The organism is Bradyrhizobium sp. HKCCYLRH1030 (genome assembly GCF_051168395.1).
Classification (GTDB): domain Bacteria; phylum Pseudomonadota; class Alphaproteobacteria; order Rhizobiales; family Xanthobacteraceae; genus Bradyrhizobium.
On the sequence record NZ_JBNPUY010000002.1, the window covers coordinates 718,608 to 743,348 of the forward strand.

A 24,741-nucleotide genomic window follows, 5' to 3' on the forward strand; every position below is an offset into this window, starting at 1 on the left:
CTTTCGCTGCGCTCGCGATGACGTGCCGATCAATACGTCTCCTCCACCATCCGCAGAAACTCCCGTGCGGCCTGCGTCTGGTGATGCTCTTTGTGGCGCAGGCTGTAGAAGTGCCGCTTGGGCAGCTCGATGTTGGCGACGGCGAGCAGCCCGGCCTTGACGGCGCGCATGACCACGAGGCGCGACAGCACCGTGACGCCGGCGCCGGCTTCGACGGCGCCGCGCACGGCCTCGTTGGACGGCAGGTCGAACACCACATCGAGCTCGGCCGGAGTGATTCCGAAGCGGCCAAGCGCTGTTTCGAGCGCGGCGCGCGTGCCGGAGCCCTGCTCGCGCAACACCCAGCGCGCCGTCTTCAGGTCGCTGGTTGTCACTGACCTTCCGCGGCACAGCGGATGATCGATCGGACCGACCAGCACCATGTTGTCCTCCGCGACCGGCTGAGCCGTGAGCACGGGATCGTCGACATCGCCCTCGATGAAGCCGAGATCGGCAGAGCCCTCGCGGACCTGGGTCGCGACCTGCTCGGTATTGCCGATCGACAGCTGCAGCCTGATCGCCGGATGCGCGGCACTGAAGCGGTGAATGAAGGCCGGCAGCCAATAGCCCGCGATGGTCTGGCTGGCCGCCAGCGCCAGCTGCCCCCGCTTCAGGCCGGCGAGATCGTTCAGCACGGTCTCGGCGGCGGCCGCGCGCGCCAGCACCGCCTTCGCTTCGACGAGAAACGCCTTCCCGGTCGCCGTGAGCACGATGCGGCGTCCGACTCGATCGAACAGCCTGGTCTCGTAGCGCGCTTCGAGCGCGGCCACAGCCGCCGATGTCGCCGACTGGGTCAAATTGAGGTCGCGCGCCGCCTGGGTGACGTGCTCGCGGGTCGCGACCGCAACGAAGATCCTGAGCTGTTCGAGCGTCACAAGCGTCCTATGTGGTGAGCTTCACCAGGGCCAGGCTGAAGCCTGCGATGAACAGGAAGGCGAGCAGGCCCAGCGCCAGCGGCCGCAGGCCCTTGGCCTTGAGCTTGGCGAAATCCGTTTCCAGTCCCATCGCGGCCAGCGCCATCGACAGCAGGAACGTGGTCGCCGTCACGATCACCGTCTTCATCTCGGCGGGAATGCTGATCACGCTGTTGAGGCCGACCAGCGCGATGAAGCCGAACACGAACCAGGGCAGTGGCGGCTGCGCATTGCCTCGGGCCTCGCCGCCATGGCGCGCACGCCGCGTTGCCAGCAGGCCGAGCGTGAGCACGACCGGCGCCAGCAGCATCACGCGGGCCAGCTTGGCGATGGTGCCGAACTCGCCGGCCTGCTGGCCCTGCTGAAACGCGGCCGCGACCACCTGGGCGATCTCGTGAATGGAGGCGCCGCTCCACAGGCCGAAGGCGTGCGCGTCGAGATGCAGCAGCGCCGGAAGCAGCGGATAGATGAACATTGCGATCGAGCCGAACACCGTGACGCAGGCCACCGCATAGGCGACGTCCTCGTCATGGGCGCGCGTGACCGTGTTGGTCGCGATCACGGCGGACGCACCGCAGATCGAGGTGCCCGCGGCGATCAGCTCCGCCAGCTTGCGATTGACGCCGAGCAGCTGTCCCATCCACACCGTGAACAGGAAGGTGCCGGTGAGGCTCAGCGCGATCACGGCGAGACCACGCGCGCCGACCTCGACGATCTGCGTCGCCGTCAGTTGCAGGCCCAGCAGGATGATCGCCAGCCGCAGTACGCGACGCATCGAGAAGGCGACGCCGGGCTTGGCCCGCGCCGGTGTGCCGACCACGTTGTGCAGCGCCATCCCTGCCACGATCGCCAGGATCATCGGGCTGAACAGGCCGAGGCCCGGCAGCAGGCGCAGCCCGAAGGCGCCGGCCGCGAGCGCCGCGGACAGCGCGAGCCCGGGCAGCAGCGTCGGTGCCGCCGGCGTCGCGGGCGCGTGCGCAAGTCGATGATGAATGGCAACGGGCGCATCGGCGATCAGATCGTGCGAGGGGGCAGCCATGGAAATCTCTCCCAAACCAAGTGCGAGGAAGAGAATTTCATGCTGTGACCAATCGATCCAATAGATTATATCGCACGTATCATTCGGTTCAATCGATTAATCGGCGCTCGTGGCCGCATCTCACCGCCGACCGGATCACGACTCCAGCACCCGCTTGCGCAGCTCGGCATCCGGCACAAAGCAGGATTCGTATTTGCCGAAGATGTGGTAGCGGTTGCGTGCGACCACGCCATAGACCGCATCGCGCAGCGGCTTCGGAATGGCGAGCAGCGCGCGCGTCCAGCTCCAGCCCGGCAGGTTCGACAATACGGTCAGCGCAGCATCGGATTTCAGATGCGCCTTGCCGCCATGCACGACCGCATTCGTGTCGGGGTCCTGGGGATCGATGCCGAAGGCCTGCGCCAGCCGGGTGCCGTAGGGCGACTGGATCGGCGTGAAGCGGAAGCGCTTGGCGGTGTCGCGCGCGATCACGAACTGCACCCAGCGGGAGCAGAACACGCAGACGCCGTCGTAGAGGATCACGTCATCGTCGGGCCAGTTGGTCATCAGCGATTGTCCATCATGAGCAGCGCGACCAGCATCAGTACGATCGCAGGTCCCGTCTTCACCAGGGCGCCGAGCGGCTCGAGCCAGAGATCGGGCGTGAGGATCGCGCAGCCGAGCATGTAGCCGAGCGAGACGAGGATGCCGGCGGCGAGCCCGAATGCTGCGGTTCTGCGGAACGCGATCAATAGGCCGACCGAAATGTCCATCATGCTGGTGATCGCCGCGAACGGAATCGCAAAGCCTTCCGGCCAGCCGCGCGTGGTCAGGACCGCCGTGGTCGCCGGGAACGAGACGAACAGTGCAATCGACCCCGATGTGACCCAGAACAGCACGAGGCTCGCGATGATCAGTGCCTTGATAAGGAACAGCCGCGCGAACCATTTGTCCTGAATGGTGGCGCCACGCGCGCCGACGGCGTCCAGCGGCGTGGGGGTGATGCCGGTTGCCGCGATCCATGGTGCGGGATCGCCGTGCACCCCGCGGTGAAGCTCGGCGATCGCGGTGGTGCGCATCGGCGGCATCCAGCCGAGCCGGCTGCAGAGGTCACCGGCGAAAGCGCCGAGATTGATCAGTGGTGCGGGCACGGCAACGCGTGGCCAATCCGTCGTGCCGAAACTGCGCCGAAACGCATCGACGACGTCGCCAAGCGTCACCGCCTCGGGCTGCATCAGGTCCCAGCTCACCGCGCGCGTCGCCTCGTCATCGATCGGCCGCATCGCGAGCCAGGCGATGGTCGCGGCGATGTCCGCCACCGCCACCGGCTGGAACGGCGTCGCCGCATCCCTCGCCGGCAGGTCGACCGGAAGCGCCGCGAGCGCGCGGACCATCGCGCTGCCGCCATAGGCCGATGGCGCGATCACGAAGCCCGGGCGCAGGACGGCGTAGGGAATGTCTGAGGATGCAATCAACTGCTCCGCCTCGCGCTTGGTGGTCGCGAAGGCGGTGCGATCCTGATCGGCCGTGCCGGGGATCGAGATGTGAATGAAGCGTACGCGACGGCCGCAGGCCGTGATCGCTGCGAGCACGCGCGCGACGAACTCACGATGCACGGCAGCGGTATCGCTGCCCGGACCATCCTGCAGGACGCCGAGGCAGTTGACGACGACGTCGATCTCGTGGGCGCGGATCAGGCTCGCCAAAGCCGGCGCATCGAGCGCCATGATCGGCAGCTCGATGTCGAACGGCGACGTGCGTTGCGATGGCGAGAACGCGCGCGCGACGCCGACCGTCGCACAGCCGCGCTGGCGCAGATCGTCGGTGATGAAGCGCCCGATCAGGCCGGAGGCGCCAAGCACGAGGATGCGGGGGGTGGTCGACGTGATCATGCGCGTCTCGTCAGAGCGGCTTTGCGATCATCAGCCAGAGAATGGCCATGACCGCGCCGAAACCGGGGATGCCGCACAGGAACCAGCGGCGGAAGACGATGAAGTAGCGCGGCGGCAGCGCCTGGGCGTTGATATCAGCAGCACGGGCGAGGTCGCGCAGTTCGATCTGCATGAAGATCACGGGGACCCAGAACAGGCCGGCGACGGCGTAGAGTGCGAGCGAGGTGAGCAGCCAGCGCTCGGTCATCGCTGTCGACGACAGCCACATCAAGGTGCCGCCGGTGACTGGTTGCAGCAGCACCGCCGAGAGCGTGAACAGCATGTCGGCAATGACGACGACGCCTGCGGTGCGCGCGATGAACGCGGCCTCGCCGCTCAGATGCGCCATCAGCATGAAGAATGCGATCCCCGTGCCGGTGCCGAGAATGACGATGGCGCCGAGCACGTGGAGATATTTGACAAGGAAATACAGCGTCATCGTGTCCTGCTAGTTCGGCGGCATCGGATGCGTCGATCGACGTGTCGTTGTCAGCGCCCGCGACAGCAAATCCGCCGCCAGTGCCACGCCGTCGTCGTGCTCGATCATCCAATGCCCCTCCTCGCCGGACGCCGGCAACAGATTGAAGTCCGCCCGGCCTCCGGCCAAGCCGAAGGCCTCCGCAAGCCGACGCGAAAGCGGCGGTGGAAAGTAGCTGTCATTGGCCGCGACCAGCCACGTGACCGGCACGCGCGCGCCGCGTCCAAATGCGCGGGCCGTATCAAGCAGGCGCGCCTCTGCACAGACGCGCCCTGGCACGTCGTCGGCATGGCCGCCACGGCCGGGCGCGAACACGACGATTGTCGAGACGATCTGCGGCGGTTGATCGGCGAGTGCCAGCGCGCCCCAGCCGCCGGCCGAATGGCCGACGACGACGGCGCCGCCATTCGCCGCGAACGGCTGCTCGCGCATGTAGGCAAGCGCGCGCGAAATCTGCGCCGCCGTCGCGCGTCCTGCTTTCTCGTAGTCCGCGTCGGCGCAGCCGCCCTGGTCTTCGACATAGGGACCGCCGGTGCGGCCGTGCCCGAGCCGCTCCGGGACCAGCACGGCATAGCCCCGCCCGACCAGGAGACGCGCCAGCGCCGTGTAGGTGGGCTGCGGCAGCTGTGCCCGCCACAGCGGATTCTGCGTCGAGGCATGCGCGATCACGGCCAGCGGAAACGGTCCACCGCCAGCAGGCCGATAGAGGATCGCATGCGCGGGAATTTCGGTCTCGATCGACGGAATCAGCCATTGCTGCCGGCGCGCAGGCTCGGCTTCGGGCGACGCGGGACCGAACGGCTGTGCCGTTGCGCCGGCTGCGACCGACAGGACGACCAGCGCGAGCAACCATGAGACGCAGCGAAGCAGCACCATTCAGCCGAACGGGAGGATGTTGAGCCTGCGCCACACTAGCCGAGGCCGCGGCCCGTCCGATGCGATTTTTCCTACGCGGCGTGAGGCTGCGGTGACAGGGCACCGTCGACCCTCAACAATGTTGCGAATTTGTCCCTTTTCGGCACAGCTTTCCGCCACGGTGATGCCGAAAGTCCACAGGTTAACCGATCTTTAACGTGGCACCTTGAAGGCGGACCGCCGACTTGCTTTGATCCACTCATGAGCACAACCCTGATCGAAGTCCGTCCGGCCAAGGCTGCAGATGCGGCTGCGGTGGCGTCAGCCCATGATGAAGCCTGGCGTTCCGCCTACCAGGGAATCATCCCTGGCGCAGAGCTGGAGAAGCTGATCAACCGGCGCGGCCCGCAATGGTGGGACAGCGCGATCCGCAAAGGCAGCCGCGTCAGCGTGCTGGTGTTCAACGACAAGGTCGCAGGCTATGCGAATTACGGCCGCAATCGCGCCCGCAGCCTGCACTTCGACGGTGAAGTCTACGAGCTTTATCTGCGACCGGAATTTCAGGGGCTGGGGTTCGGTCGCCGGCTCTTCCAGTCCGCCAAGCGCGACCTCGCGCAGAGCGGCCTGAAGAGCATGGTGGTGTGGGCGTTGTCCGACAACGATCCCGCCACCGAGTTCTACCGCGCCTTGGGCGGCCGGATGGTCGCGCGGTCGTCGGAGCGCTTCGGGCCGAAGTCGCTCGACAAGGTTGCCTTTGCCTGGACCAACTGAGCCTGGGCCGGCCGTGCTCCGGGCGCGTTAAACGTTAACGCGCCAGCGAATTGAACTGGAATTGAACTGAAAGTGTTGGCTTGAGGTAGCTGTTGCGCAGCCGCGATTTTTTTGCGACTGCGAATGCCAGCGCTCGCCTGTCGAGCGTCCGACCCTCAACGTTCAAGTTCTCAAACGTTCAAGTTCTACGGAGCATCCATGCGCATCGACGCCATCCCGATCGGGAAAGATCCGCCGCGCGAGGTCAACGTCGTCATCGAAGTGCCGGTCGGCGGCGAGCCGATCAAGTACGAGCTCGACAAGGAAGCCGGCACGCTGTTCGTCGATCGTTTCCTCTATACGGCGATGCGCTACCCCGGCAATTACGGCTTCATCCCGCACACGCTGTCCAATGACGGCGACCCCTGCGACGTGCTGGTCGCCAACACGCGCGCGATCGCGCCCGGCGCGGTCATGAGCGTGCGCCCGGTCGGCGTGCTGCTGATGGAGGACGAGGCTGGCGGCGATGAGAAGATCATCGCGGTGCCGTCCTCGAAGCTGACCCAGCGCTACGACAAGGTCCGCACCTATTCGGACCTGCCGGACATCACGCTGCAGCAGATCCGGCACTTCTACGAGCACTACAAGGATCTCGAGCCCGGCAAATGGGTGAAGGTGCTGCGTTGGGGCAATGCCGACGACGCCCACCAGCTGATCGCTGAGGGCATCGCCCGCGCCAAGGCGGCGAAGAAGTAGGGCGCGCGGAAGCTCCAAACGCAGCGCTTCGCGGCTCCAGGCGATGGACTTTCGAGCCCGCTCCGAGCAGTTTCACGGCGTCGCAGATAGGATCTGCGGCGCCGTCTTGTCTTGGAGCGTTCTGCAATGCGCCGCCTGCTCAGGTCCCTTCGATACCTTGGTCCTCTCGTCCTGGCGGCAGGCGCGGCGCTCGTCGCGGTCGTGCTGGTCAACATGTTTCGCCATGGCTCCCGGCAGCTCGATGTCGCGGCGCTGCCGAAGATCAGCATCGATGCCGAGGCCGCGGCGCAGCGGCTCGCGGCGGCGGTTCGTTTTCGCACGATTTCGAGCTCCGACGATCCCGAGCTGAATGCCGATGCCTTCGCGGCGCTGAAGGCCCATATCGAGGCAAGCTTCCCGGCCTTTCATGCGGCCGCGACACAGGAGGTCGTGGCCGGGCACAGCCTGCTGTACCGGTGGAAGGGCTCGGATGCGGCGGCCAGGCCGATTGCGCTGCTGGCCCATCAGGATGTGGTGCCGGTCGCGCCGGGCACCGAGCCCGACTGGGCCGTGCCGCCGTTTGCCGGCGTCGTCAAAGACGGCTTCGTCTGGGGCCGCGGCGCCTGGGACGACAAGGGCAATCTGTATGCGATGCTGGAGGCGGCCGAGGCGCTGATCAAGGCCGGCTTCAAGCCGAAGCGCACGATCTATTTCGCCTTCGGTCACGACGAGGAGGTCGGCGGCACCCGGGGGGCCAAGGCCATCTCGGCCGTCCTCGCCGCCCGCAACGTCCGGCTGGACTTCGTCATCGATGAGGGCCTGCTGATCTCGGAGGGCGGCGTCAAGGGCCTCGACAAGCCGGCGGCACTGGTCGGTGTTGCCGAGAAGGGCTATGCGAGCCTGGTGCTGACGGCCAAGGCCACCCCGGGGCATTCCTCGATGCCGCCGCGGGACACCGCGATCGGCATGATGAGTGCGGCGCTGGCGAAGCTCGAGGCCAACCGGCTGCCGATGCGCATCGACGGCACGGTCGGCGAGATGTTCGATACGCTGGCGCCGGAAATGACCGGCATCAACCGCGCCGTGCTGTCCAATCTCTGGCTGACCAAACCGCTGCTGTTCGGCGAGTTCGCCAAGAGCGGTCCGGCCGAAGCGATGGTCCGTACGACGACCGCGCTGACCATCTTCAACGCGGGCGACAAGGACAACGTGCTGCCGGGCAACGCCTCCGCCACCGTGAATTTCCGGCTGCTGCCGGGGGACACCGAGGCGGGCATCATCGACCACGTCAGGCAGACCGTGGCCAACGACCGCATCTCGATCACGTCCTTGCGCGGCAACCGCGAGCCCCCGCCGGTCACCTCGACCGCCGGACCGTCCTATCAGCTCGTGAACCGGACCATTCGCGAGATCTTCAGCGACGCGGTGGTGGCGCCCGGCCTGATGGTCGCCGGCACCGATTCGAGCCACTATGCGGGCATTGCCGACAGCATCTTCCGCTTCTCGCCGCTGCGCGCGACGACGGAGGATCTCAAGCGCTTCCACGGCACCAATGAGCGGCTGTCGGTCGAGGGCTATGCCGACATGATCCGCTTCTATCGGCGGCTGCTGGAAGCCGCCGCGAGCCCGGCCTAGACGGCCGGTTTCGGCAGCCCGGCGATCGCGCAGGCGGCGCGCAGCGTGTTCACCAGAAGGCAGGCCACCGTCATCTGGCCGACGCCGCCGGGCACCGGCGTGATCGCGCCGGCGACCTCCGCCACCTCGGCATAGGCGACGTCGCCGACCAGCTTCGTCTTGCCGTCAGCCGTTGGGATACGGTTGATGCCGACGTCGATCACGGTCGCGCCCGGCTTGATCCAGTCGCGCTTCACCATCTCCGCGCGGCCCACGGCGGCGTAGACCAGATCGGCGCGCGCGGTCAGCGCCGGCAGGTCGCGCGAGCGCGAATGCGCGATCGTCACCGTGGCGTTCTCGTTGAGCAGGAGCTGGACCAGCGGACGGCCGACCAGGTTCGAGCGGCCGATCACGATCGCGTTCATGCCCTCCAGCGAGCCATGCACGGTCTTGCTGAGGATGATGCAGCCGAGCGGCGTGCACGGCGCCAGCGCCTGCTGGCCGCCGGCGAGGCGGCCGGCATTGTGCGGATGCAGCCCGTCGACGTCCTTGGCCGGATCGATCGCATTGATCACGACTTCGGTCTCCAGCCCCTTCGGCAGCGGCAGCTGCACCAGAATGCCGTGTACGGCGGGATCGCGGTTGAGCTTGCCGATCAAGGCCAGCAGCTTGTCCTGCGACACGTCAGCCGGCAGCTTGTGCTCGAACGAGGCCATGCCGGCCGCCTGGGTCTGGGTATGCTTGCTGCGGACATAGACCTCGGACGCCGGATCGTTGCCGACCAGCACCACGGCGAGGCCTGGTGTCAGGCCATGGTCGCGCTTGACCCGCTCGACCTCACGGGCGACCTGCGCGCGCAGGTCGGCTGCAATGATCTTTCCGTCGATGATGCGCGCGGTCATTTTGCTCTATCCTCGGTTCAAAGGCTGTTTCATCGAGCAAGACGCTGGCCGCGTGCTCCCACCCTCCCCTGGAGGGGGAGGGTCTATCGCACGCGAAGCGGGCGAGCGGGGTGGGGTGAAGCCACGGATGCCGGTACCGGTGGAGAGATCACCCCACCCCGCCTCACGCTCGCTTCGCTCACCGTGAGGCGACCCTCCCCCTCCAGGGGAGGGTGAAGATCGCCGCTTGCGAAGCCGAAAGGCCTCGGCTCGCGCTTCTTGCGTCTATTCTCGTTGTTTCCGGGTCGGCTTATGGGCTGCAAGGAGGTCGCGCAAGGCCTGATCGAGCGCGGACGGATCGCCGTCGATGGCGACCTGTTTTAGCCGTGAGGTGGTGCCAGAGGTGATTCGCACCGAGGCCTTGGTGACGCCGATCGCCTTGGCGAGCAGCTCTGTCACCGCGCGATTCGCCTCGCCGCCATCCGCGATGGCCCGGACGCGGACCTTGAGCACGCTGCGGCCGTCGGACAGCGTTTCGACGCCGTCGATCGCGTCGCGGCCGCCGCGCGGCGTCACACGCAGCGCGACGGTGAGACCGTCAGCGGCGGCGCGCCAGGGGTCCATGGCGAACGGCGAGGCGGTCAGAACACGAATGGATAGATGTAGTAGGTGATCACCCGCTGAATCAGCATGATGATGAGGATCAGGATGATCGGCGAGATGTCGAGGCCGCCGAGATTGGGCAGCATGCGCCGGATCGGCGCCAGCACCGGCTCGGTGATTCGGTACAGGAACTCGGCCACGGCGGAGACGAACTGATTGCGCGTGTTGACGACGTTGAAGGCGATCAGCCACGACAGAATCGCCGAGGCGATCAGCAGCCAGACATAGAGGTCGAGAACGATCAGAACGATGTCGAGAACGGCACGCATGCGGGTCCACTCGGGGGGCGAGGTCGCGAATTCGACCTGTGACGACCGGTAGATATCGGTTCCCCCCGGCGCAAACAAGGGAAGGTGCCCGTCAAGGCTAACGGGCGATGTGACCGTTCTTGACTTGACCTCGGCACCCACTGTAAATGGCGCCCGATCTGCCGGCTGCCTTTTCCCAACATCGAGGCGGTCGTGTTACGGGGCCATAGCTCAGCTGGGAGAGCGCGTCGTTCGCAATGACGAGGTCGGCGGTTCGATCCCGCCTGGCTCCACCAACCTTCGCTCGCGTCGCGAGCTTCGGCTCGGCAAGCCGCTTCGGCAAATGAATAGCGAAGCGTGCGAAGGTTGCCGCGCCAGAGCCCGAAGGGCGACGGCGGGCTGAATGACAAAGATTCCCAACAATCGACTGACCAGGACGCCCGTCCTACTCCGCCGCCTCGGCCATCGCCGCCACCGGCTCGCGCATAAGCCAGCCATCCAGAAACTGCGCCAGCCACGCTCGCTCGGCCGCATCGTGCACGGCGCGGCCCTCGAAATGATGGTGGCGCAGACGGGCGCCGGGTGTGTCCAGCCGGGCATGACCGCGCGTGGTCCAGCGGCACATCATCGCGTAGGTCACGTCGGGGTGGAACTGTAGCCCGGTGGCGTTCTGGTATTGATAGGCCTGCACCGGAAAGTCGCCGCCCTCGGCGAGCAGCTCCGCGCCATCGGGCAGATCGAAGCCCTCGCGGTGCCAGTGATAGACGTGATCGGGCCAATGCGGGCACAGCTTGCGCCCGGCCCGGGTCGGGCGGATCGGATAATAGCCGATCTCGGCGCGCCCCTCTGGATGCGGCGCAACCGCGGCGCCGAGCTGGATCGCCAGCATCTGCGCGCCCAGGCAGATCCCGAGAAACGGACGCTGCTCCCGCAGCGGCACCTCGACCCAGTCGATCTCGCGGCGGACGAAGTCGTCCGGATCGTTCGCGCTCATCGGACCGCCGAAAATAACGGCACCCGCATGCTCATCGAGAGTCTCCGGCAGCGGATCGCCGAACCGCGGCCGGCGGATGTCGAGCGGATAGCCGCGGGCGCGCAGCGCATTGCCGACCCGGCCGGGGCTCGACGTTTCCTGGTGCAGGATGATGAGGACGGGCCGCTGCGGCGCAGCCGCCATGGCCGGCTTGGGATGGAGCTGCCGAACGTCGGCCTGGGGCCCGTTCGGATGGAGCGAAGGGTCTTGCCTGAGCATCACCTGGCGATCATAGCTAAGCAAAGGTTAACGGCGCGTGAGCGAGCGCACATTGCAAAGCAAGCGCCGGGCCAGCGCGATCAGGTCCGCTTCAGCTGCAGCCGGCCGACCGCGGCGAGGATGAAGCCGCGCGGGAACCAGCGCAGCATGAACGGCACGATCTTGATGCCGAGCCCGGGCAGCACCACGCGCTTGTCGGCCATCAGGCCGCGATAGCCGGCTTCCGCCACCGCCTTGGGCGAGACGTTGAGGATCACCGAATCCACGCCCGGCTTGAAGCCGGCGCGGTCCTGGAATTCCGACGGCACCGGACCGGGACACAGCACCGTGACCCGGACGCCATGCGGCGCCAGCTCCTTGCGCAACGCCTCGGTGAACGAGATCACATACGCCTTGGAGGCGTAATAGACGGCCATGCCGGGACCCGGCAGGAACCCGGCCACAGAGCCCAGATTGAGGATGCCGCCCTTGTTGCGGATCAGCTGCTCGGAAAAGCGCAGCGACAGCTCGGTCAGGGCGCGAACGTTCACGGAAATCATGTCGAGCTGCTCGGTGCGGTCGAGCTGTACCGCCTTGCCGAACAGGCCGAAGCCGGCGTTGTTGACGAGATATTCCAGCTCCAGGCCGGCAGCCGACAGCGCAGCCTCGATGGTCGCGCCGGCGTCGGCGGAGGTGAGGTCACAGGGGATCACCAGCGGCGCCGGGCCGCCCTTGGCGGCGATCTCCTGGGCCAGCGCCGCGAGCCGGTCTTCGCGCCGGGCCGTCAATGCGAGCCGGTGCCCGTTCGCGGCAAATACGCGCGCCAACTCGCTGCCGATCCCGGCCGAGGCACCCGTTACGAGCGTGACACGTTCACCCACGATCCTGCTCTTCGATCACAATCCGCACATCATCCAATCGCGGCGGACGAGAGCATAGCGGGACGGGAACATGCAAGACACCGTGCTCCATGGCCTTGCGCGGGATTGCGGCAATAGCCTCAGATTCACATGGGTTTACATGAACGGGGGGTTCGGAAACAAAATTAAAGTTTGTTCATCTCCGCATGAAGTCGGTTCCGCCCGGAGCCAGGCGGTTCAAGCAGGGGCGCCGGACTTCCGCGACGCCACCCGGTGCTTCAGGTCGACGCGGTCATGCGTGGAGATGCCGAGCAGCTCGGAGGCGCGCCAGACCACATTGTCCTCGAACTCCGTCACCTTGCCGTCGGCAAAGACCAGCTCCCACATCATCTCGACGATGCGCAGGCGGCCGGCTTCGTCGACCTCGCGCATGATCACGCTGGTGAAGCGATAGAGATCGACGGCGTCGCCCTCCGCCAGCATGGCCTGGGCGATCAGCCGGTCGGCGCTGCCGGGGTCGAGCCCGAAGCGCAGCTCGATCAGGCCGTGCAGCTTGCGCCGTTCGATCTCGCTCGGCTCGCCGTCCAGCGAGATGACGTGGATCAGCAGCGCCGTCGCCGCGAGCTGATAGCCATTGTCGTCGAACGCCGGGGTCTCGTGCGGCGAAACGACGTCGGCGATGAATTGGCGCAATCCTTCGAGCATGGCGTCCTTTCGTTGTCAGATCCGTAGTGGACCGCAAACCGGCCGGCGACTGCTCATTATATGCGAATGCCACGCTGCGCCGGCAATCCGCTGCGACCTTCGGGCTGCATGACATTTCGGTAAGGCTCAGGGGATTTCGTACACCATCATGCGGTCGGCGATGCCGCGCAGCGCCGCGTGCTTCTGAATTGGCGCGATCTTCGCGCCCCGCAGGATGTCGGCGACGCCGGGGCTCTCGATCACGGGCGCGGTGAGATGGATCTCCTGCGCGGTCGACAGGCTCTGCACGCGGGCGGCGATGTTGACGGTCTGGCCGAAATAGTCCTGGCGGTCGTTCAGCATCACCGCGAGACACGGCCCCTCGTGGATGCCGATCTTGACCACGAGGTCCTCGGTGCCGCGCTCGGCATTGAGCCGCTGCATCGCCGCGCGCATGCGCAGGCCGGCGGCGAGCGCATGCTCGGGCTTGACGAAGGTCGCCATCACGGCGTCGCCGATCGTCTTCACCACCGCGCCCTTCTCGGCGTTGATGATCTCCAGCAGCGCGCGGAAATGGGCGCGCACCAGGTCGAAGGCCGCGAGATCGCCGACACGCTCATACAGCGCGGTCGAGCTCTTGAGGTCGGTGAACAGGAAGGTCAGCGAGGTGATCTTCAGCCGCTGGTCGATGTTGAGATTGTCCGCCTTGAACACGTCGCGGAAGGTCTGGTTGGATAATATGCGCTTGGCGGTCAGGAAAGGCCGGCGCTTGCCAAGGAGATGGTGGAGCGCATCGCCGGCAACGAAGACGGTCGGCAGCGTCCGTACGCCGGCCTGATTGTCGAGCGCCAGTCGCAGCGGGCCTGGACGCAACGTGATCGATCCGGTCGGAGGATGCGCCCTGTTGAATAGTAGTCCGAGCTGCTGGCGTTCCCTGGTGGGCTCGCCCTGAACGTCGATGAAATGCGCAGAATGCGTCACCGGTTCGAAGATGATGATGAAATCGGATGGGAGCTGCAGCGAGAGCACGGCTTTTTCACCGGCTGGCAGCTCGAGCGCATCAAGCGTCACTTCTTCGCTGAGCGAGGCAAAAGTCTCCCGGTCGAGGTCGATCCCGGAACTCCAGAAGACCTGCTTGTAATACTCCCAGAGCGGCAGCGTGTTCGGATCGTGAGCGGCGATGCTCCTGACCTTGGAGCTCACGGTGAAAGCAACTTCGACCTGCTCGTCGATGGAAGGCTCGTAGCCGCAAGCGCATAGTCCGCAATGGTAATCGTCATGGCGGAGAGATTTCAGCGTGGCGTGCGCATCCAGCACGCCGCTGCAGCCAGGACAGAGCACGTTCCAAGTCAGATCGAACAAGCCGATCCGTGCAGCATGCAGGAACCCGGAAATAACCCGTTCTTCATCGAGACCGGCGCGCGCCGAGAACTCCAGGGCATTGATACGGTTGAGTTCGTGATCTTCACCCGCCTCAATCAACCGTGTGATCGCGTCCGCAACGGCCGGATCGGCGGTCTGCTTCAGAACCGAAAGCTGGGCCTGGATGTCGCTCATGGCGTGCTAAGATGGTGCCTAGCAAACCCACAAGCAAGAGACGAAGCGATGGCCCGGCCGCCGCCGGGATCAGACGCCCGCCCTGGGCGTGAGCTTGAACAGCGGCGAGCGATCCGGCTGGGTCGTGACCACGCCGACCGGCATCACGGGTGCGGCGTCGAGCATTTCGATGTCGAAGGCCGCCACCAGCCGTGCCAGCGCCAGCACCGCCTCGGTCAGGGCGAAATGAGCCCCGATGCAGACCCGCGCGCCCGCTCCGAACGGCAGATAGGCGAAGCGCTCCGGCGGCGGCGCGCCCGGCATGAATCGCTCGGGCTTGAAGGCGTTGGGCGCATCCCACAGCTTCTCGTGCCGGTGCAGCAGCCACGGCGAGATCAGCACGACGTCGCCGCGCCTCACCTGGAACGCGGCGATCCGGTCGGGGCCGCTGGCTGCGCGCGCGATCAGGAACGCGGGCGGATAGAGCCGCAATGTCTCGTCCAGCACGGCGCGCGTGAACGGCAGTTGATCCGGATCGCTGAGATCGGTTGCGGCGCGGGCCTCCTGCGCGAGCTTGTCCTGATTGGCCGGGTCGAGCGCGATCAGATACAGCGCCCAGAACAGCGCCGTTGCCGTGGTCTCGTGGCCGGCGAGGATCATGGTCGCGACCTCGTCGGCGAGCTGTGCATCGGTGAACGCCGCGCCGGTCTCGGGATCGCGTGCCGCGCCCATCAGGTCGAACAGGTCGCGCGGCGGTGCGTCCTCCAGCTTGCCGGCGGCGCGGCGCTCGGCCATCAGCATGGCGACGAAACCGGTCCAGCGCTTGCGGAACCGCCGGCGCGCGAAGTCGCGCGGCGTCGGCCAGGACAGCGGCAGCACGATGTCCAGCAGATGCGGGCTGGCCAGCCGCGCGCCATACTCGTAGACGAAATCGCGCAGGGTGGCACCATGGCGGCCCATCTCGAACGAGAACATCGTGCGGCCGGCGATGTCGAGCGTCATGCGCTGCATGATCTCGCGCAGGTCGAGCGCCTGCCCGCATTGCTGCTTCAGCCTGGCGACGGTCTCGTCGCTCACCGCGACCATGTGCGGGATGAGGCCGGAAACGGCGCGTGGCGTGAACGCCGGCGCGAGCGTCCGGCGCTGGTGCTTCCACGCCTTGCCTTCCGCGATCAGCAGCCCCTCGCCGAGCACCGGACGCAGCACGCGGATGGCGCCGACGGTGCGGGCGTAGTTCTCCCAATTGTCGACCAGCACGTGCTTGATCGTGTCGGGCGTATTGAGAATGTAGCTGGAGCTGCCGAAGAAGCGGCCGCGAATGATGTCGTCCTCATAGGCGCGCTGGCTCCAGGTCGCGATCGCGTTGTCGCCCATCATCAGCACGCGGCGCAGCGCGCCCATGCTGTCAGGCGCCCGCGGCGGTGTCGGCGGTATCAGCGGCAATCGTGCCTGCGGCAGATAATGGACGTCGGCGGTACTCATTCACGGCCTCTCGACGCTGTCACGAGCCTGGAACCACCGATCGGCTGCATCGCGAGCAACCGAGCCTCGGTTGCGGGGTCGCAACGGGCCGTCGCGCAACGACGGCCTTCTGCCAGAGGTAACTCTGTCGTCCCGCTCACAAGCGAGAGGGGCGCGCTTCCGCCCTCTCCGAGGCTATGATGTATCATCATACTCCAGCAACTAATTAGTCAGCTCGATCACCGCAATCCTGCTCTCCGATGCTGGCCAAAGACGGGCGGTGATGCGTTCCTCGTTGAACAGTCCGATGACGCTGCGTCCGACGTCGCCCGCAGGCAGCCGCAATGTCGTTGCCGCATCGGTCGGTATTCCCTTCTGTACGTCGGTTGGTTCCTTGCCGTCGAGCAGCACGATGTCGCGGGGCAGGCCGAAATAGCCGCGCGGCCTGATCATGATGAGAATCGCTCCGGCGCCGGCATCGGCCTGGCCGAGCGGCCGCGCCGCGCGCAGATGCACGACGTCGGACGAGCGCGGGAACGGCGAGCGGTAGAAGTGCGTGACCGGCGCGCCCGGCGAGGTCAGGACGATCTCGAGATAGGACGTCGGATCGACCTCCGCGGGACCCCAGCGCCCGTCGGCGCCGGTCTGGCCGCGATAGACAGGCTCGCCATTGCGTGCGCCGGTCTCGCTCGAGACGCGATAGACCTCCACGCTTGCGCCCGCGACCGGGCGATTGGTCGGCGCGCCGCCCGGCGTTCCCGTCACCAGACCGCTGAGCCGCACCTGCTGCTCGGGCTGGATCGCGATCTGCGTCGGCTCACGGCCGGCGATGAATTTGTAGATCTCGCGGAACGCGCGCGGGTGGAACGCGACCTCGCGATGGTCGAGCGCGCCGATCACGAGATTGGTTGCGCCCTTCAGCGCCGGCCCTTCGGACGTGATCCCGGTCGGCACGCCGGGCTTGCCGACCAGGCGGCCGTCGGCCTGGGCGTATTTGTCGAGCCCGTCGCTGCGCAGCGTCAGGAAGGCGGTGCCCTCGGTCACCTCGGTGTCGCCGGCATTCAGTCCGCGCAGGAACGGGCCGCGGCCGTTGAACTCGCTGCCGGGGCTGTCATCCCAGTCGAACACGCCATGATTGGGCGTTCCGCACAGCACGGCGTGGCTGACATCGGCGCCGCCGCCGTTCTTCACGACGTTGCGGATCGCATTGCCGCCACGCGAACTGCCGACCAGCGCGACGCGCGCAGCGCCCGTGCGCTCCTTCAGTGCCTTGATGGCCTCGGCGAGTTCGCGGCGCTGATCGTCGGTCGACGAGCGGTTCGGCTGCGCCACGGCGTCGTCGTTGCGCGCCAGCGGGTCGGTGAAGTTGAGCGCAGCGAGACGCGTGCGCGGCACGCCGTTGGATTCCATCCGCCACAGCGTGGTCATCCACAATGCCGCGTGGTCGCCATTGCCGTGCACGAACAGGACCGGAGGGATGTCGCCCACCGTCGTTGCCGCCGCGCTCTGGGCGCGTACCGGTAAGGGCAGACCGCTGGTGAGCAAGGGAAGGGTTCCCATTCCCTGCAGAATGTTGCGGCGCGTCAGCTTCATCGGCGGTCTCCCTTTGGTCTCATTCATTTGTGTTCGTTGGCCGCGATCCCCGATGCCGGCCTTTGCAGGCAGCACTGGACAGCGGCGGACATTCGCAGGCATCACATAGGTCCAGCTGGAATCAAGCGATAGTTCGATGCGAGCTTCAAGGCGAACTGGCGACGTGGACGGACCCGCATGAATGCGCCGCAGAAACGTGAGCTGTTCGCCGCCGAAGGCATCGCCGCGCCGCTGCGGCACGCGGTGTTCCGCCGCATCTGGCTGGCGAGCCTGCTGTCGAACCTGGGCCTGCTGATCCAGGCGGTCGGCGCCGCCTGGGCGATGACGCAGATGACGTCGTCGGCCGACAAGGTTGCGCTGGTGCAGACGGCCTTGATGCTGCCGGTGATGTTCATCTCGATGCCGGCCGGCGCCATCGCCGACATGTATGACCGGCGCATCGTCGCGCTGGTCGCGCTCGCCGTGGCGCTCGGCGGCGCCACCACGTTGACGGTGCTGGCATGGTACGGCCTGGTGACGCCGGAGCGCCTGCTCGCGCTGTGCTTCGTCATCGGCAGCGGCATGGCGCTGATGGGGCCGGCCTGGCAATCCTCCGTCAGCGAGCAGGTGCCGCCGGAGACGCTGCCGGCCGCGGTCGCGCTGAACGGCATCAGCTACAACATCGCGCGCAGCTTCGGTCCGGCGATCGGCGGCGTCGTGGTCGCGGCCGCCGGCGCGGTCGCCGCGTTCGCGGCCAATGCGCTGCTGTATCTGCCGCTGCTCGCGGCATTGTTCCTGTGGCGGCGCGTGGTCGAGCCAAGCCGGCTGCCGCGCGAGCCGCTCAACCGCGCCATCGTCTCCGGCGTCCGCTACATCGTCCATTCGCCGTCGATCCGGATCGTGCTGATCCGCACGCTGGTCACTGGCATCATCGGCGGCTCGATCTCGGCGCTGATGCCGCTGGTCGCGCGCGACCTGCTGCATGGCGGCGCGCAGACCTACGGCATCATGCTCGGCGCCTTCGGCATGGGCGCGGTGGTCGGCGCGCTCAACATCGGCGAGATCAGGAAACGGCTGTCTGGTGAGGCCGCGATCCGCACCTGCGCGCTCACCTTGGGCGCGGCCACCGCGGCCGTCGCGCTCAGCACCGCGCCGGTCCTGACGGCGGCGGCGCTCGTCATCGCCGGTGCGGTGTGGATGCTGGCGGTGGCGCTGTTCAACATCGGCGTGCAGCTTTCGGCACCCCGCTGGGTCGCGGGCCGCGCACTGGCGGCATTTCAGGCCGCGATCTCCGGCGGCATCGCGATCGGCAGTTGGGGTTGGGGGCGTCTCACCGACGCCGCCGGCGTCGAGGTCGCGCTGCTCGCGTCGGGAGCGCTGATGATGGTGTCGCCGCTGCTCGGCCTGTGGCTGCGGATGCCGCCGATCGGGGCCCGCAACGAGGACGGCGAGACGCTGGCTGATCCCGAGGTGCAGCTCGAGCTGACGCCGCGCTCGGGGCCGCTGGTGGTCGAGATCGAGTACCGCGTCGCTGAAGACAATGCCCGTGCGTTTCACGACCTGATGCAGGACGTGCAGCTCAGCCGCCAGCGCAACGGCGCCTATGGCTGGTCGATCGCACGCGACATCGCCGACCCCGAATTATGGACCGAGCGGTATCACTGCCCGACCTGGATCGACTATCTGCGTCAGCGCAACCGCTCGACCCGCGCCGAGCGCGAGCTGCACAAGCGCGCGATCGACTTCCACATCGGCACCGACCCGGTGCGCATCCGCCGCATGCTGGAACGCCCGTTCGGCTCGGTCCGGGCCAGGGACGACATCGACCGCACCGCCGAGCAGGCGCCTGCTGTCGCCTCGGCGGCTCGCAGCGGGCCGTAGCTTCGGACCATCTGCACCGAGCAGGCGATTACTGCCCGTGCTCGGTCAGCACCTTCTCGCAAGCCTTCGACAGCTTGGCCCGATGCTCCTTGAGACAGGCCAGCACCGCCTGGTCGCCGTTGTTCATCACCGCGCGGCAATACCGCGAGACGTCGCGCGCGCAGGCATCCTGGCCGGGCTGCTGCTGGGCTGAGGCGCTCGACGCGATCAGGACCAGAGGGATAATCAGAGAGAGTTTGTTCATGACTGGCGCCTCGCTCCCGGGACTGAACGTTTGGCGGCGCTTTTAGTGGTCGCAACCGGCCGTCGCAAGCGCCTCGGTCGCAGCCGGGGTGCGCAGGCGGGAGCCGGAAGCGCTCTCAATTGGCCTCATTGGCATCCGCGACCTTGCCGCTGCGCTTGGACATCTCGCGGTCGAGCACGACGCGGCAGCCGGAGCTGAGCGACGACCGGTTCTTGATCATGCAGGCGGTGATCGCCGGGATGTTCGGGATCTCGCTGCTGCACAGGCGGAACGCGTCGCCGGTACACATCTGCTGCGCCTCGGCGCTGAAGGCGAAGCTTGCCGTCGAGGAGAAGGTCGAGAGGGCGGCAAGGCTGGCGGCCGTCAGAACGGCCCTGCGCAGAATGTTGGTCGACTTCGTCATGGCTGGCTCCCATTGGCGCCGCATGTTGGCGGGGCCGCGTGTTTCAATGCGTCCATCATGGCGGGATGCCCTGTTGGCAACCGTGATGCGGGTCACGCCAGATCCAAACCTGGTCGGCAGTTTCGGCAGGCCGATGGCCGCGGCGCCATGTCGCTCCGGTGAACGGCCGCTTCGGAGCGGGCATCATCCTGGAAATCTTGTCCGATCCTGGTCGTGTTGGCACCGCGTTAAGGAATCGTTGGCACTAATGGAAGCTAATTGAAGGAGGCGGACAGCGTTGCGTCCGCCATCGAGTGTCTCGCGTTTTCGGGAAGAGTAACCATGCGTAATGCGTTAGGCTTGCTGCTGGCCACCGTCGTCGCGGCGTTGGCGATCACCGGTGTCTGGTACTACGTATCGAAGCCCAGCGCTGCCAAGGCCGCCGCGCAGAGCGCAGCGGCGAAGCCGTCCGAGCCGGCGCCGCCTCCGGCGCGCGTCGCCGCCAAGGCCAGCTCGAAGGACGATGTCGAGACGACCGGTACCGTCTCCACGCGCGCTGCCGCAGCAGCAGGCCCGGTGCCGGTGCTGCCCAGATCGACCTGCGCCAATCCGGACGCGCTCGGCATCTCCCGCACCGTCATGGTCGACACCACCGGCGGCCCGGGTTTCGGTCTCGATCACTTCAAGCAGTTCGACTTCCTCGCCGACCACGAGGTGGTGTTGACCTTCGACGACGGCCCGTGGCCGGTCAACACGCCGGCGGTGCTGAAGGCGCTGGCCGACGAATGCACCACCGGCATCTTCTTCACGATCGGCAAGCACGCGACCTATCATCCGGAGATCCTGCGCCAGGTGCTGGCCGCCGGTCACGTCGTCGGCGTGCATACGTGGTCGCACGCCAATCTGAACGGCAAGAAGATGACCGACGAGACGGCCAAGGAGGAGCTCGAGAAGGGTTTCAGCGCTGTCAAGTTCGCGCTCGGCACCAACCCGGCGCCGTTCTTCCGCTTCCCGCAACTGCAGCACCGGTCCTCTGCCGTGGCCTATCTCGGCAGCCGCAATGTCGCGATGTTCTCCTGCGACGTCGACAGCTTCGACTTCCGCTCCAAGGATGCCGACCAGGTCGTCAACACCGTGATGACCGGGCTCGACAAGAAGGGCAAGGGCATCATCCTGATGCACGACTTCCAGAAGAACACTGCGCTGGCGCTGCCGACCCTGCTGCGGCGGCTCAAGGCCGGCGGCTACAAGGTGGTCGCGATGAAGCCGAAGGGCACGCTCGACACGCTGCCGGAATATGACGCGATGATCGGCCAGGATCCGAAGCTGCCGACGACAATGACCAATGCGCGGCCGATCTCGAGCGTGATCCAGACCATCTCGCAGTGATGCCTCGCTGCAGGGTCTCCTCGCGCGAAAGGCCGGGCATTCGCCCGGCCTTCTTCGTTTGTCGCCGATTGGCGGATGCTCACCAATAGATGCCGTGGCGATGCAGCTCGCGGACGATGCGGGCTTCGGTCCAGCTCTTGCGGCGCGTCCGGTCGGAGCGCGCCGATTTCGACCGCCGCGACGATTGCTGCACAGAGCCCGGCTGCGGTGCCGGCGCCGCAGCGGCGGTGGGCTGCGGCGGCGGCGGTGCGGCGGCCGGGGCCGCTGGCGCAACCGGTTGCGCAGCGGGCTGGACCTCGGCCGCGACGGCCGGCACCGGCGCCGGGGTGACGGTGACCTCGCCGGCTTGCTGGACGTAGGTCGGACGCGGCGCCCGCGCGGCGGCGTCGTTCGACGACAGCGACAGGCTGCGTGTGCCCTCGGCCTGCGCGACTGTGGCGGATGCGAGCACCATGGCTCCGATCAGGATCATCTTGCGCATCGAGTAAGCTCCCCTTTGTTGGCTGCGGGAAGGTTTAGGCGCCGGCGCGACCGTCCGATGTGACCCCCGTCACGCTCCGCATGGCAAGCGCGAATGAAGCCGGATGCCGGCACACGGCACTGCGGATCGGTGCGCCATCTTTCTCGAAACCTTTCCGGCGCCGCGGGGACGTCCGCTCAGGACGAGGGGAGTTCTGGACGAGCCCATCCGGAAATCCACCGGCGGCAGCACGTGGGCGGTGGGCGACGCGATCCGGCACACCCGACTGTTGCTACCAAATTACCGTCAAGGCGCGGTGTTCCATGCTGCCGGTGAGATCCGGGGTTGAGGTATGATCGTATGTACGTGTACTGTTCGTTGGTGCTGTTCAGAAGCTTCGCCGAATCCGATAGGGGGACCGATCGATTCGGGGGAAGGATGCGCGCATGCGCCGGGTGATCGTTGCAGTGTTCTTGGCGGCCGTGACGCTGCTGGCCGCCAGCGGGCCGGGCCGGGCGCAGTCCGGCGACGACAACGTCGAAGAGATCTACATTGCGCGGAGCGTGCGCCAGGGCCGCGTCGTGCCGTCGGATTTCTGCGCGCCGACCAAGACCGGCTTCGCGCCGGCGCTGGAGGATCAGCTCTCGATCCACTCCGTCGGGGTCCGGCCGGCTGACGGCCGCATGACCGAGACCGGCGACAAGAGCATCGGCGAGATGCGGGTCTGCGTCGGCCAGGCGATGGATCCGACCCTGCTCGGCACCTACACCGAGGGCCAGCTCAACGGCATCGCATTCACCGGCATCGGCGATTGCCGGCTGGTGCGTGGCAATCTGCCGGAGGACGGCCTGCTCACGCACCGCTGCTTCCTGGCGCTGTCGGGCCTGCCTGAGCCGTATGTCGGCGGCTTCCTGGTTTCGAGCTCGCTGTATTCGAAGACGCCGTTCGGCACTGAAAGTTCGCCGCCGGGCTACGCCCAGGCCGGCATCCTGGTCATCCGCCTCTGGAAGAAGCGGCTGCCCTGAGGCAGCCGTTCGCGCGCTCAGGCCGGCGAGAAGGTCTGCACGAAGGCGCGCACCGTCGCGGAAACCTTGTCCTCCGAGACGTGCCAGGCGGCGCCGTCATCGGCGGCGAAGAAGCTGGAGGCGTTGGAGCCGGCCCAGCGGAACACCTCGAACGATGGCCAGTACCAGATGTCCTCGAGGTTCGAATTGTTGACGACCTCATGCGCGACCAGCCGCATCGTGCTCTTCGACAGGCAGTCGGCCTGCACCACCGATTCATATTCGAACGAGGTGAGCAGCGGCACCGGCGACACGGTGACGATCACCTTGATGCCAGGCCGGATGCTGCGGATGAACTCGATCAGATAGAGCACGTTGTCGACGTTCTCCTGCACGCCGGCGGTGCGGAACTTGTACTTCTCGGCCAGCGCCCGCGAGTTCAGCGCGGTCGGCCGCGGCAGCACGAAGGCGCCGGTCTCGCGGTCGAAGAACGCCGCGGCGACGCCGAGCGTCAGGATGAAGACGTCGGCCTGCTTGATGACGGCGAGCGTATTCTCCTTGCTCGATCCCGGCGGCAGCAACTCGACGATGCGCTCGCGGATCTCCGGATCGATCTGGGCGTCGCGCAGCCAGTCGACGAACACGCGGTTGGCGAAGGTCGTGTTGATGTACTCCGAGATCTCCATGTGGTGGCTGGCATAGCCGCTGTCGGTGAGGCTCTTGGAGAGGTTGCGCGCGAAGCACGAGCCCATGGTGAAGAAGCGGGTGCTCTTGTCGAGGAATTTCGGCGCGGCCGCGAGGTTCACCGCGATGTGGCTGGTGATCAGCGTCTGCAGGTCGCCGAGGAAGTCCTTGGTCTCCGGATAGCGTCCGACCTTGGCGCGGCCCTTGGCTTCCTTGGCCTTGCCCTTCTTGGCGTTCGACCGCGCGAGCTCCAGCGTCTCGCGGTTGATCGGGTTGTCATAGGCCGGGTTGAGCTTGATCGCCTTTTCCAGCGCCGCGACCGCTTCCTCGAATTCGTTGCCCTGGGTCAGGATCTCGCTGAGCGAGAAATAGTCGGCGGCCTGGTTGGAGGCTGCCGCGAGCTTGCGGAACAGCTCCATCGAGCGCGTGAACGGGCCGACATGGCTGCAGCGCACGGCGGCGCTGCGGATCAGGTGCAGATTGCCTTCGGTGGCCTGCTCAAAGATCTCAGGGTTCTCGTCGAGGATCGCCAGCATCATGTCGCGCGCTTCGGCGCGCTTCTTGTGTGAGCCGTCGTCGATCAGCTGCGCATAGATGAAGCGCGCGTTGATGTCCTTGGGGTCGAGCTCGAGCAGCTTCTGGAACGCGAGCTGGGCGCTGACGAAGTCCTTGTCCTCGATGTATTTGTAGGCGAGCGTCCGGATCTGGCCGACGATGGATTGAAACTGGGTGTGGCTGTCGAGGGCAGTCGTGCTCATGTCGCGGGTTCGCCTTTGTCTCGCGTTGCGTCTTCGGCCGTTGGTCCGGCGCCGCTGCCGGCAGCCGGTGCATCGCCAGTGCCGGTCGAATCGTCACGTGCACAGGCGCCATGCCCTTGCGAGAGACGTCCCACCATGACCTCTGGATACTGATCGCCACCGGCTTGGCCGCTGGCGTACGCCCGAGCGCAACCGGCACCTGCGGGATTCGAACGCGACGGACGCGCTCGTCCGGATCGCCGCCAGCCGCCAGTGCGGGCATTCATCCCGCCGCTCGCGCCGAACGATGGCGCGATTTGGGTTAAGCAATTCTTAACCGGCAAATGGAGCGCGGCGAGCGGGCGCGTCAGGAAAGGAGAGATGGGGACGGAAGGAGAGGCTGGTGCCGCAAGAGGGACTCGAACCCCCGACCCCGTCATTACGAATGACGTGCTCTACCAGCTGAGCTATTGCGGCGAACCATAGCGGC

At 66.7% G+C, this 24,741-nt stretch carries 25 protein-coding genes and 2 tRNA genes; 7 read left to right on the plus strand and 20 right to left on the minus strand.

Annotated features, from left to right (window positions below; translation table 11 throughout):
• Window positions 1-29: 29 nt before the first annotated feature.
• The 6 genes from ACQR1E_RS08645 to ACQR1E_RS08670 form a co-directional block, all read right to left on the minus strand.
• Window positions 30-914 (minus strand): LysR family transcriptional regulator, encoded by an 885-nt coding sequence (locus tag ACQR1E_RS08645; protein WP_316166427.1) that lies wholly within the window; start codon window positions 912-914, stop codon window positions 30-32.
• Window positions 915-921: 7 nt separating this feature from the next.
• On the minus strand, window positions 922-1,992 hold the full coding sequence (locus ACQR1E_RS08650) for a YeiH family protein (protein ID WP_434896914.1): 1,071 nt from the start codon (window positions 1,990-1,992) through the stop codon (window positions 922-924).
• A 135-nt stretch (window positions 1,993-2,127) separates the two neighbouring features.
• Window positions 2,128-2,538, minus strand: a complete 411-nt coding sequence (locus ACQR1E_RS08655; protein ID WP_434871757.1) for a thiol-disulfide oxidoreductase DCC family protein — start codon at window positions 2,536-2,538, stop codon at window positions 2,128-2,130.
• Complete coding sequence (locus tag ACQR1E_RS08660; protein ID WP_434896915.1) at window positions 2,538-3,863, minus strand: SDR family oxidoreductase; 1,326 nt, start codon at window positions 3,861-3,863, stop codon at window positions 2,538-2,540. Before ACQR1E_RS08660 ends, ACQR1E_RS08655 begins: the two co-directional genes overlap by 1 nt.
• Window positions 3,864-3,873: 10 nt before the next feature.
• Complete coding sequence (locus ACQR1E_RS08665) at window positions 3,874-4,341, minus strand: DUF2269 family protein (protein ID WP_316169984.1); 468 nt, start codon at window positions 4,339-4,341, stop codon at window positions 3,874-3,876.
• Between the two features lie 9 nt (window positions 4,342-4,350).
• A complete protein-coding gene (locus tag ACQR1E_RS08670; protein WP_434871759.1) occupies window positions 4,351-5,256 on the minus strand; it encodes an alpha/beta hydrolase family protein in 906 nt (301 codons plus the stop codon).
• A gap of 240 nt (window positions 5,257-5,496) precedes the next feature.
• Between ACQR1E_RS08670 and ACQR1E_RS08675 the strand changes: the two genes are divergently transcribed.
• The 3 genes from ACQR1E_RS08675 to ACQR1E_RS08685 all read left to right on the plus strand — a co-directional run bounded on the left by ACQR1E_RS08675 (window position 5,497) and on the right by ACQR1E_RS08685 (window position 8,355).
• Entirely contained in the window at window positions 5,497-6,006 is a 510-nt protein-coding gene (locus ACQR1E_RS08675) for a GNAT family N-acetyltransferase (protein WP_006611902.1), read from the plus strand.
• Window positions 6,007-6,204: 198 nt separating this feature from the next.
• Window positions 6,205-6,741: an inorganic diphosphatase gene (ppa, locus tag ACQR1E_RS08680; RefSeq protein WP_434896916.1), complete on the plus strand. Its 537-nt coding sequence runs from the start codon at window positions 6,205-6,207 to the stop codon at window positions 6,739-6,741.
• Window positions 6,742-6,867: 126 nt separating this feature from the next.
• The gene (locus ACQR1E_RS08685) at window positions 6,868-8,355 is read left to right on the plus strand and encodes a M20 family peptidase (RefSeq protein WP_434871760.1); all 1,488 of its coding nucleotides are present in this window, start codon (window positions 6,868-6,870) and stop codon (window positions 8,353-8,355) included.
• Here ACQR1E_RS08685 and folD read toward each other — a convergent pair.
• From folD to ACQR1E_RS08700, 3 genes are all read right to left on the minus strand, one after another.
• Window positions 8,352-9,236 (minus strand): bifunctional methylenetetrahydrofolate dehydrogenase/methenyltetrahydrofolate cyclohydrolase FolD, encoded by an 885-nt coding sequence (gene folD / locus ACQR1E_RS08690; RefSeq protein ID WP_315716736.1) that lies wholly within the window; start codon window positions 9,234-9,236, stop codon window positions 8,352-8,354. The two genes, ACQR1E_RS08685 and folD, sit on opposite strands and share 4 nt — an antisense overlap.
• 264 nt (window positions 9,237-9,500) lie before the next feature.
• Window positions 9,501-9,839, minus strand: coding sequence for a DUF167 domain-containing protein (locus ACQR1E_RS08695; RefSeq protein ID WP_315716735.1), 339 nt, complete (start codon window positions 9,837-9,839; stop codon window positions 9,501-9,503).
• 17 nt (window positions 9,840-9,856) lie between these two features.
• On the minus strand, window positions 9,857-10,147 hold the full coding sequence (locus ACQR1E_RS08700) for a YggT family protein (RefSeq protein WP_315716734.1): 291 nt from the start codon (window positions 10,145-10,147) through the stop codon (window positions 9,857-9,859).
• Between the two features lie 199 nt (window positions 10,148-10,346).
• On the opposite strand from ACQR1E_RS08700, the gene ACQR1E_RS08705 reads away from it, so the two are divergent.
• A tRNA-Ala gene (locus tag ACQR1E_RS08705) sits at window positions 10,347-10,422 on the plus strand.
• Window positions 10,423-10,571: 149 nt separating this feature from the next.
• On the opposite strand, the gene ACQR1E_RS08710 is transcribed toward ACQR1E_RS08705, so the two are convergent.
• The 6 genes from ACQR1E_RS08710 to ACQR1E_RS08735 form a co-directional block, all read right to left on the minus strand.
• Window positions 10,572-11,378, minus strand: coding sequence for a glutamine amidotransferase (locus ACQR1E_RS08710; RefSeq protein ID WP_315716733.1), 807 nt, complete (start codon window positions 11,376-11,378; stop codon window positions 10,572-10,574).
• 80 nt (window positions 11,379-11,458) lie between these two features.
• On the minus strand, window positions 11,459-12,238 hold the full coding sequence (locus ACQR1E_RS08715) for an SDR family NAD(P)-dependent oxidoreductase (protein WP_315716732.1): 780 nt from the start codon (window positions 12,236-12,238) through the stop codon (window positions 11,459-11,461).
• 216 nt (window positions 12,239-12,454) lie between these two features.
• Window positions 12,455-12,922 carry a TerB family tellurite resistance protein gene (locus ACQR1E_RS08720; RefSeq protein ID WP_315716731.1) on the minus strand — a complete coding sequence of 156 codons (468 nt, stop codon included), beginning with the start codon at window positions 12,920-12,922 and terminating at the stop codon, window positions 12,455-12,457.
• Window positions 12,923-13,048: 126 nt separating this feature from the next.
• Complete coding sequence (locus ACQR1E_RS08725; protein ID WP_316166436.1) at window positions 13,049-14,458, minus strand: adenylate/guanylate cyclase domain-containing protein; 1,410 nt, start codon at window positions 14,456-14,458, stop codon at window positions 13,049-13,051.
• A 69-nt stretch (window positions 14,459-14,527) separates the two neighbouring features.
• Window positions 14,528-15,919, minus strand: coding sequence for a cytochrome P450 (locus ACQR1E_RS08730; protein ID WP_434896917.1), 1,392 nt, complete (start codon window positions 15,917-15,919; stop codon window positions 14,528-14,530).
• Between the two features lie 201 nt (window positions 15,920-16,120).
• Window positions 16,121-17,491 (minus strand): hydrolase, encoded by a 1,371-nt coding sequence (locus ACQR1E_RS08735; RefSeq protein WP_316173432.1) that lies wholly within the window; start codon window positions 17,489-17,491, stop codon window positions 16,121-16,123.
• A gap of 177 nt (window positions 17,492-17,668) precedes the next feature.
• On the opposite strand from ACQR1E_RS08735, the gene ACQR1E_RS08740 reads away from it, so the two are divergent.
• The gene (locus tag ACQR1E_RS08740) at window positions 17,669-19,351 is read left to right on the plus strand and encodes an MFS transporter (protein WP_316173431.1); all 1,683 of its coding nucleotides are present in this window, start codon (window positions 17,669-17,671) and stop codon (window positions 19,349-19,351) included.
• Between the two features lie 28 nt (window positions 19,352-19,379).
• On the opposite strand, the gene ACQR1E_RS08745 is transcribed toward ACQR1E_RS08740, so the two are convergent.
• Together ACQR1E_RS08745 and ACQR1E_RS08750 are read right to left on the minus strand one after the other, a co-directional pair.
• Window positions 19,380-19,595 carry a hypothetical protein gene (locus ACQR1E_RS08745; RefSeq protein ID WP_316166443.1) on the minus strand — a complete coding sequence of 72 codons (216 nt, stop codon included), beginning with the start codon at window positions 19,593-19,595 and terminating at the stop codon, window positions 19,380-19,382.
• Between the two features lie 115 nt (window positions 19,596-19,710).
• Complete coding sequence (locus ACQR1E_RS08750) at window positions 19,711-19,998, minus strand: hypothetical protein (RefSeq protein WP_315716725.1); 288 nt, start codon at window positions 19,996-19,998, stop codon at window positions 19,711-19,713.
• A gap of 321 nt (window positions 19,999-20,319) precedes the next feature.
• Between ACQR1E_RS08750 and ACQR1E_RS08755 the strand changes: the two genes are divergently transcribed.
• Entirely contained in the window at window positions 20,320-21,366 is a 1,047-nt protein-coding gene (locus ACQR1E_RS08755; RefSeq protein WP_434862532.1) for a polysaccharide deacetylase family protein, read from the plus strand.
• Window positions 21,367-21,445: 79 nt separating this feature from the next.
• Here the strand turns inward: ACQR1E_RS08755 and ACQR1E_RS08760 are convergent, their stop codons facing one another.
• Window positions 21,446-21,847, minus strand: a complete 402-nt coding sequence (locus ACQR1E_RS08760; protein ID WP_315716723.1) for a hypothetical protein — start codon at window positions 21,845-21,847, stop codon at window positions 21,446-21,448.
• A gap of 425 nt (window positions 21,848-22,272) precedes the next feature.
• Here ACQR1E_RS08760 and ACQR1E_RS08765 point away from each other — a divergent pair, with 425 nt between their 5' ends.
• The gene (locus ACQR1E_RS08765) at window positions 22,273-22,851 is read left to right on the plus strand and encodes a hypothetical protein (RefSeq protein WP_315716722.1); all 579 of its coding nucleotides are present in this window, start codon (window positions 22,273-22,275) and stop codon (window positions 22,849-22,851) included.
• 17 nt (window positions 22,852-22,868) lie between these two features.
• Here the strand turns inward: ACQR1E_RS08765 and ACQR1E_RS08770 are convergent, their stop codons facing one another.
• Together ACQR1E_RS08770 and ACQR1E_RS08775 are read right to left on the minus strand one after the other, a co-directional pair.
• Window positions 22,869-24,272 carry a GSCFA domain-containing protein gene (locus ACQR1E_RS08770; RefSeq protein WP_434862531.1) on the minus strand — a complete coding sequence of 468 codons (1,404 nt, stop codon included), beginning with the start codon at window positions 24,270-24,272 and terminating at the stop codon, window positions 22,869-22,871.
• A 380-nt stretch (window positions 24,273-24,652) separates the two neighbouring features.
• A tRNA-Thr gene (locus ACQR1E_RS08775) sits at window positions 24,653-24,728 on the minus strand.
• Window positions 24,729-24,741: the final 13 nt, after the last annotated feature.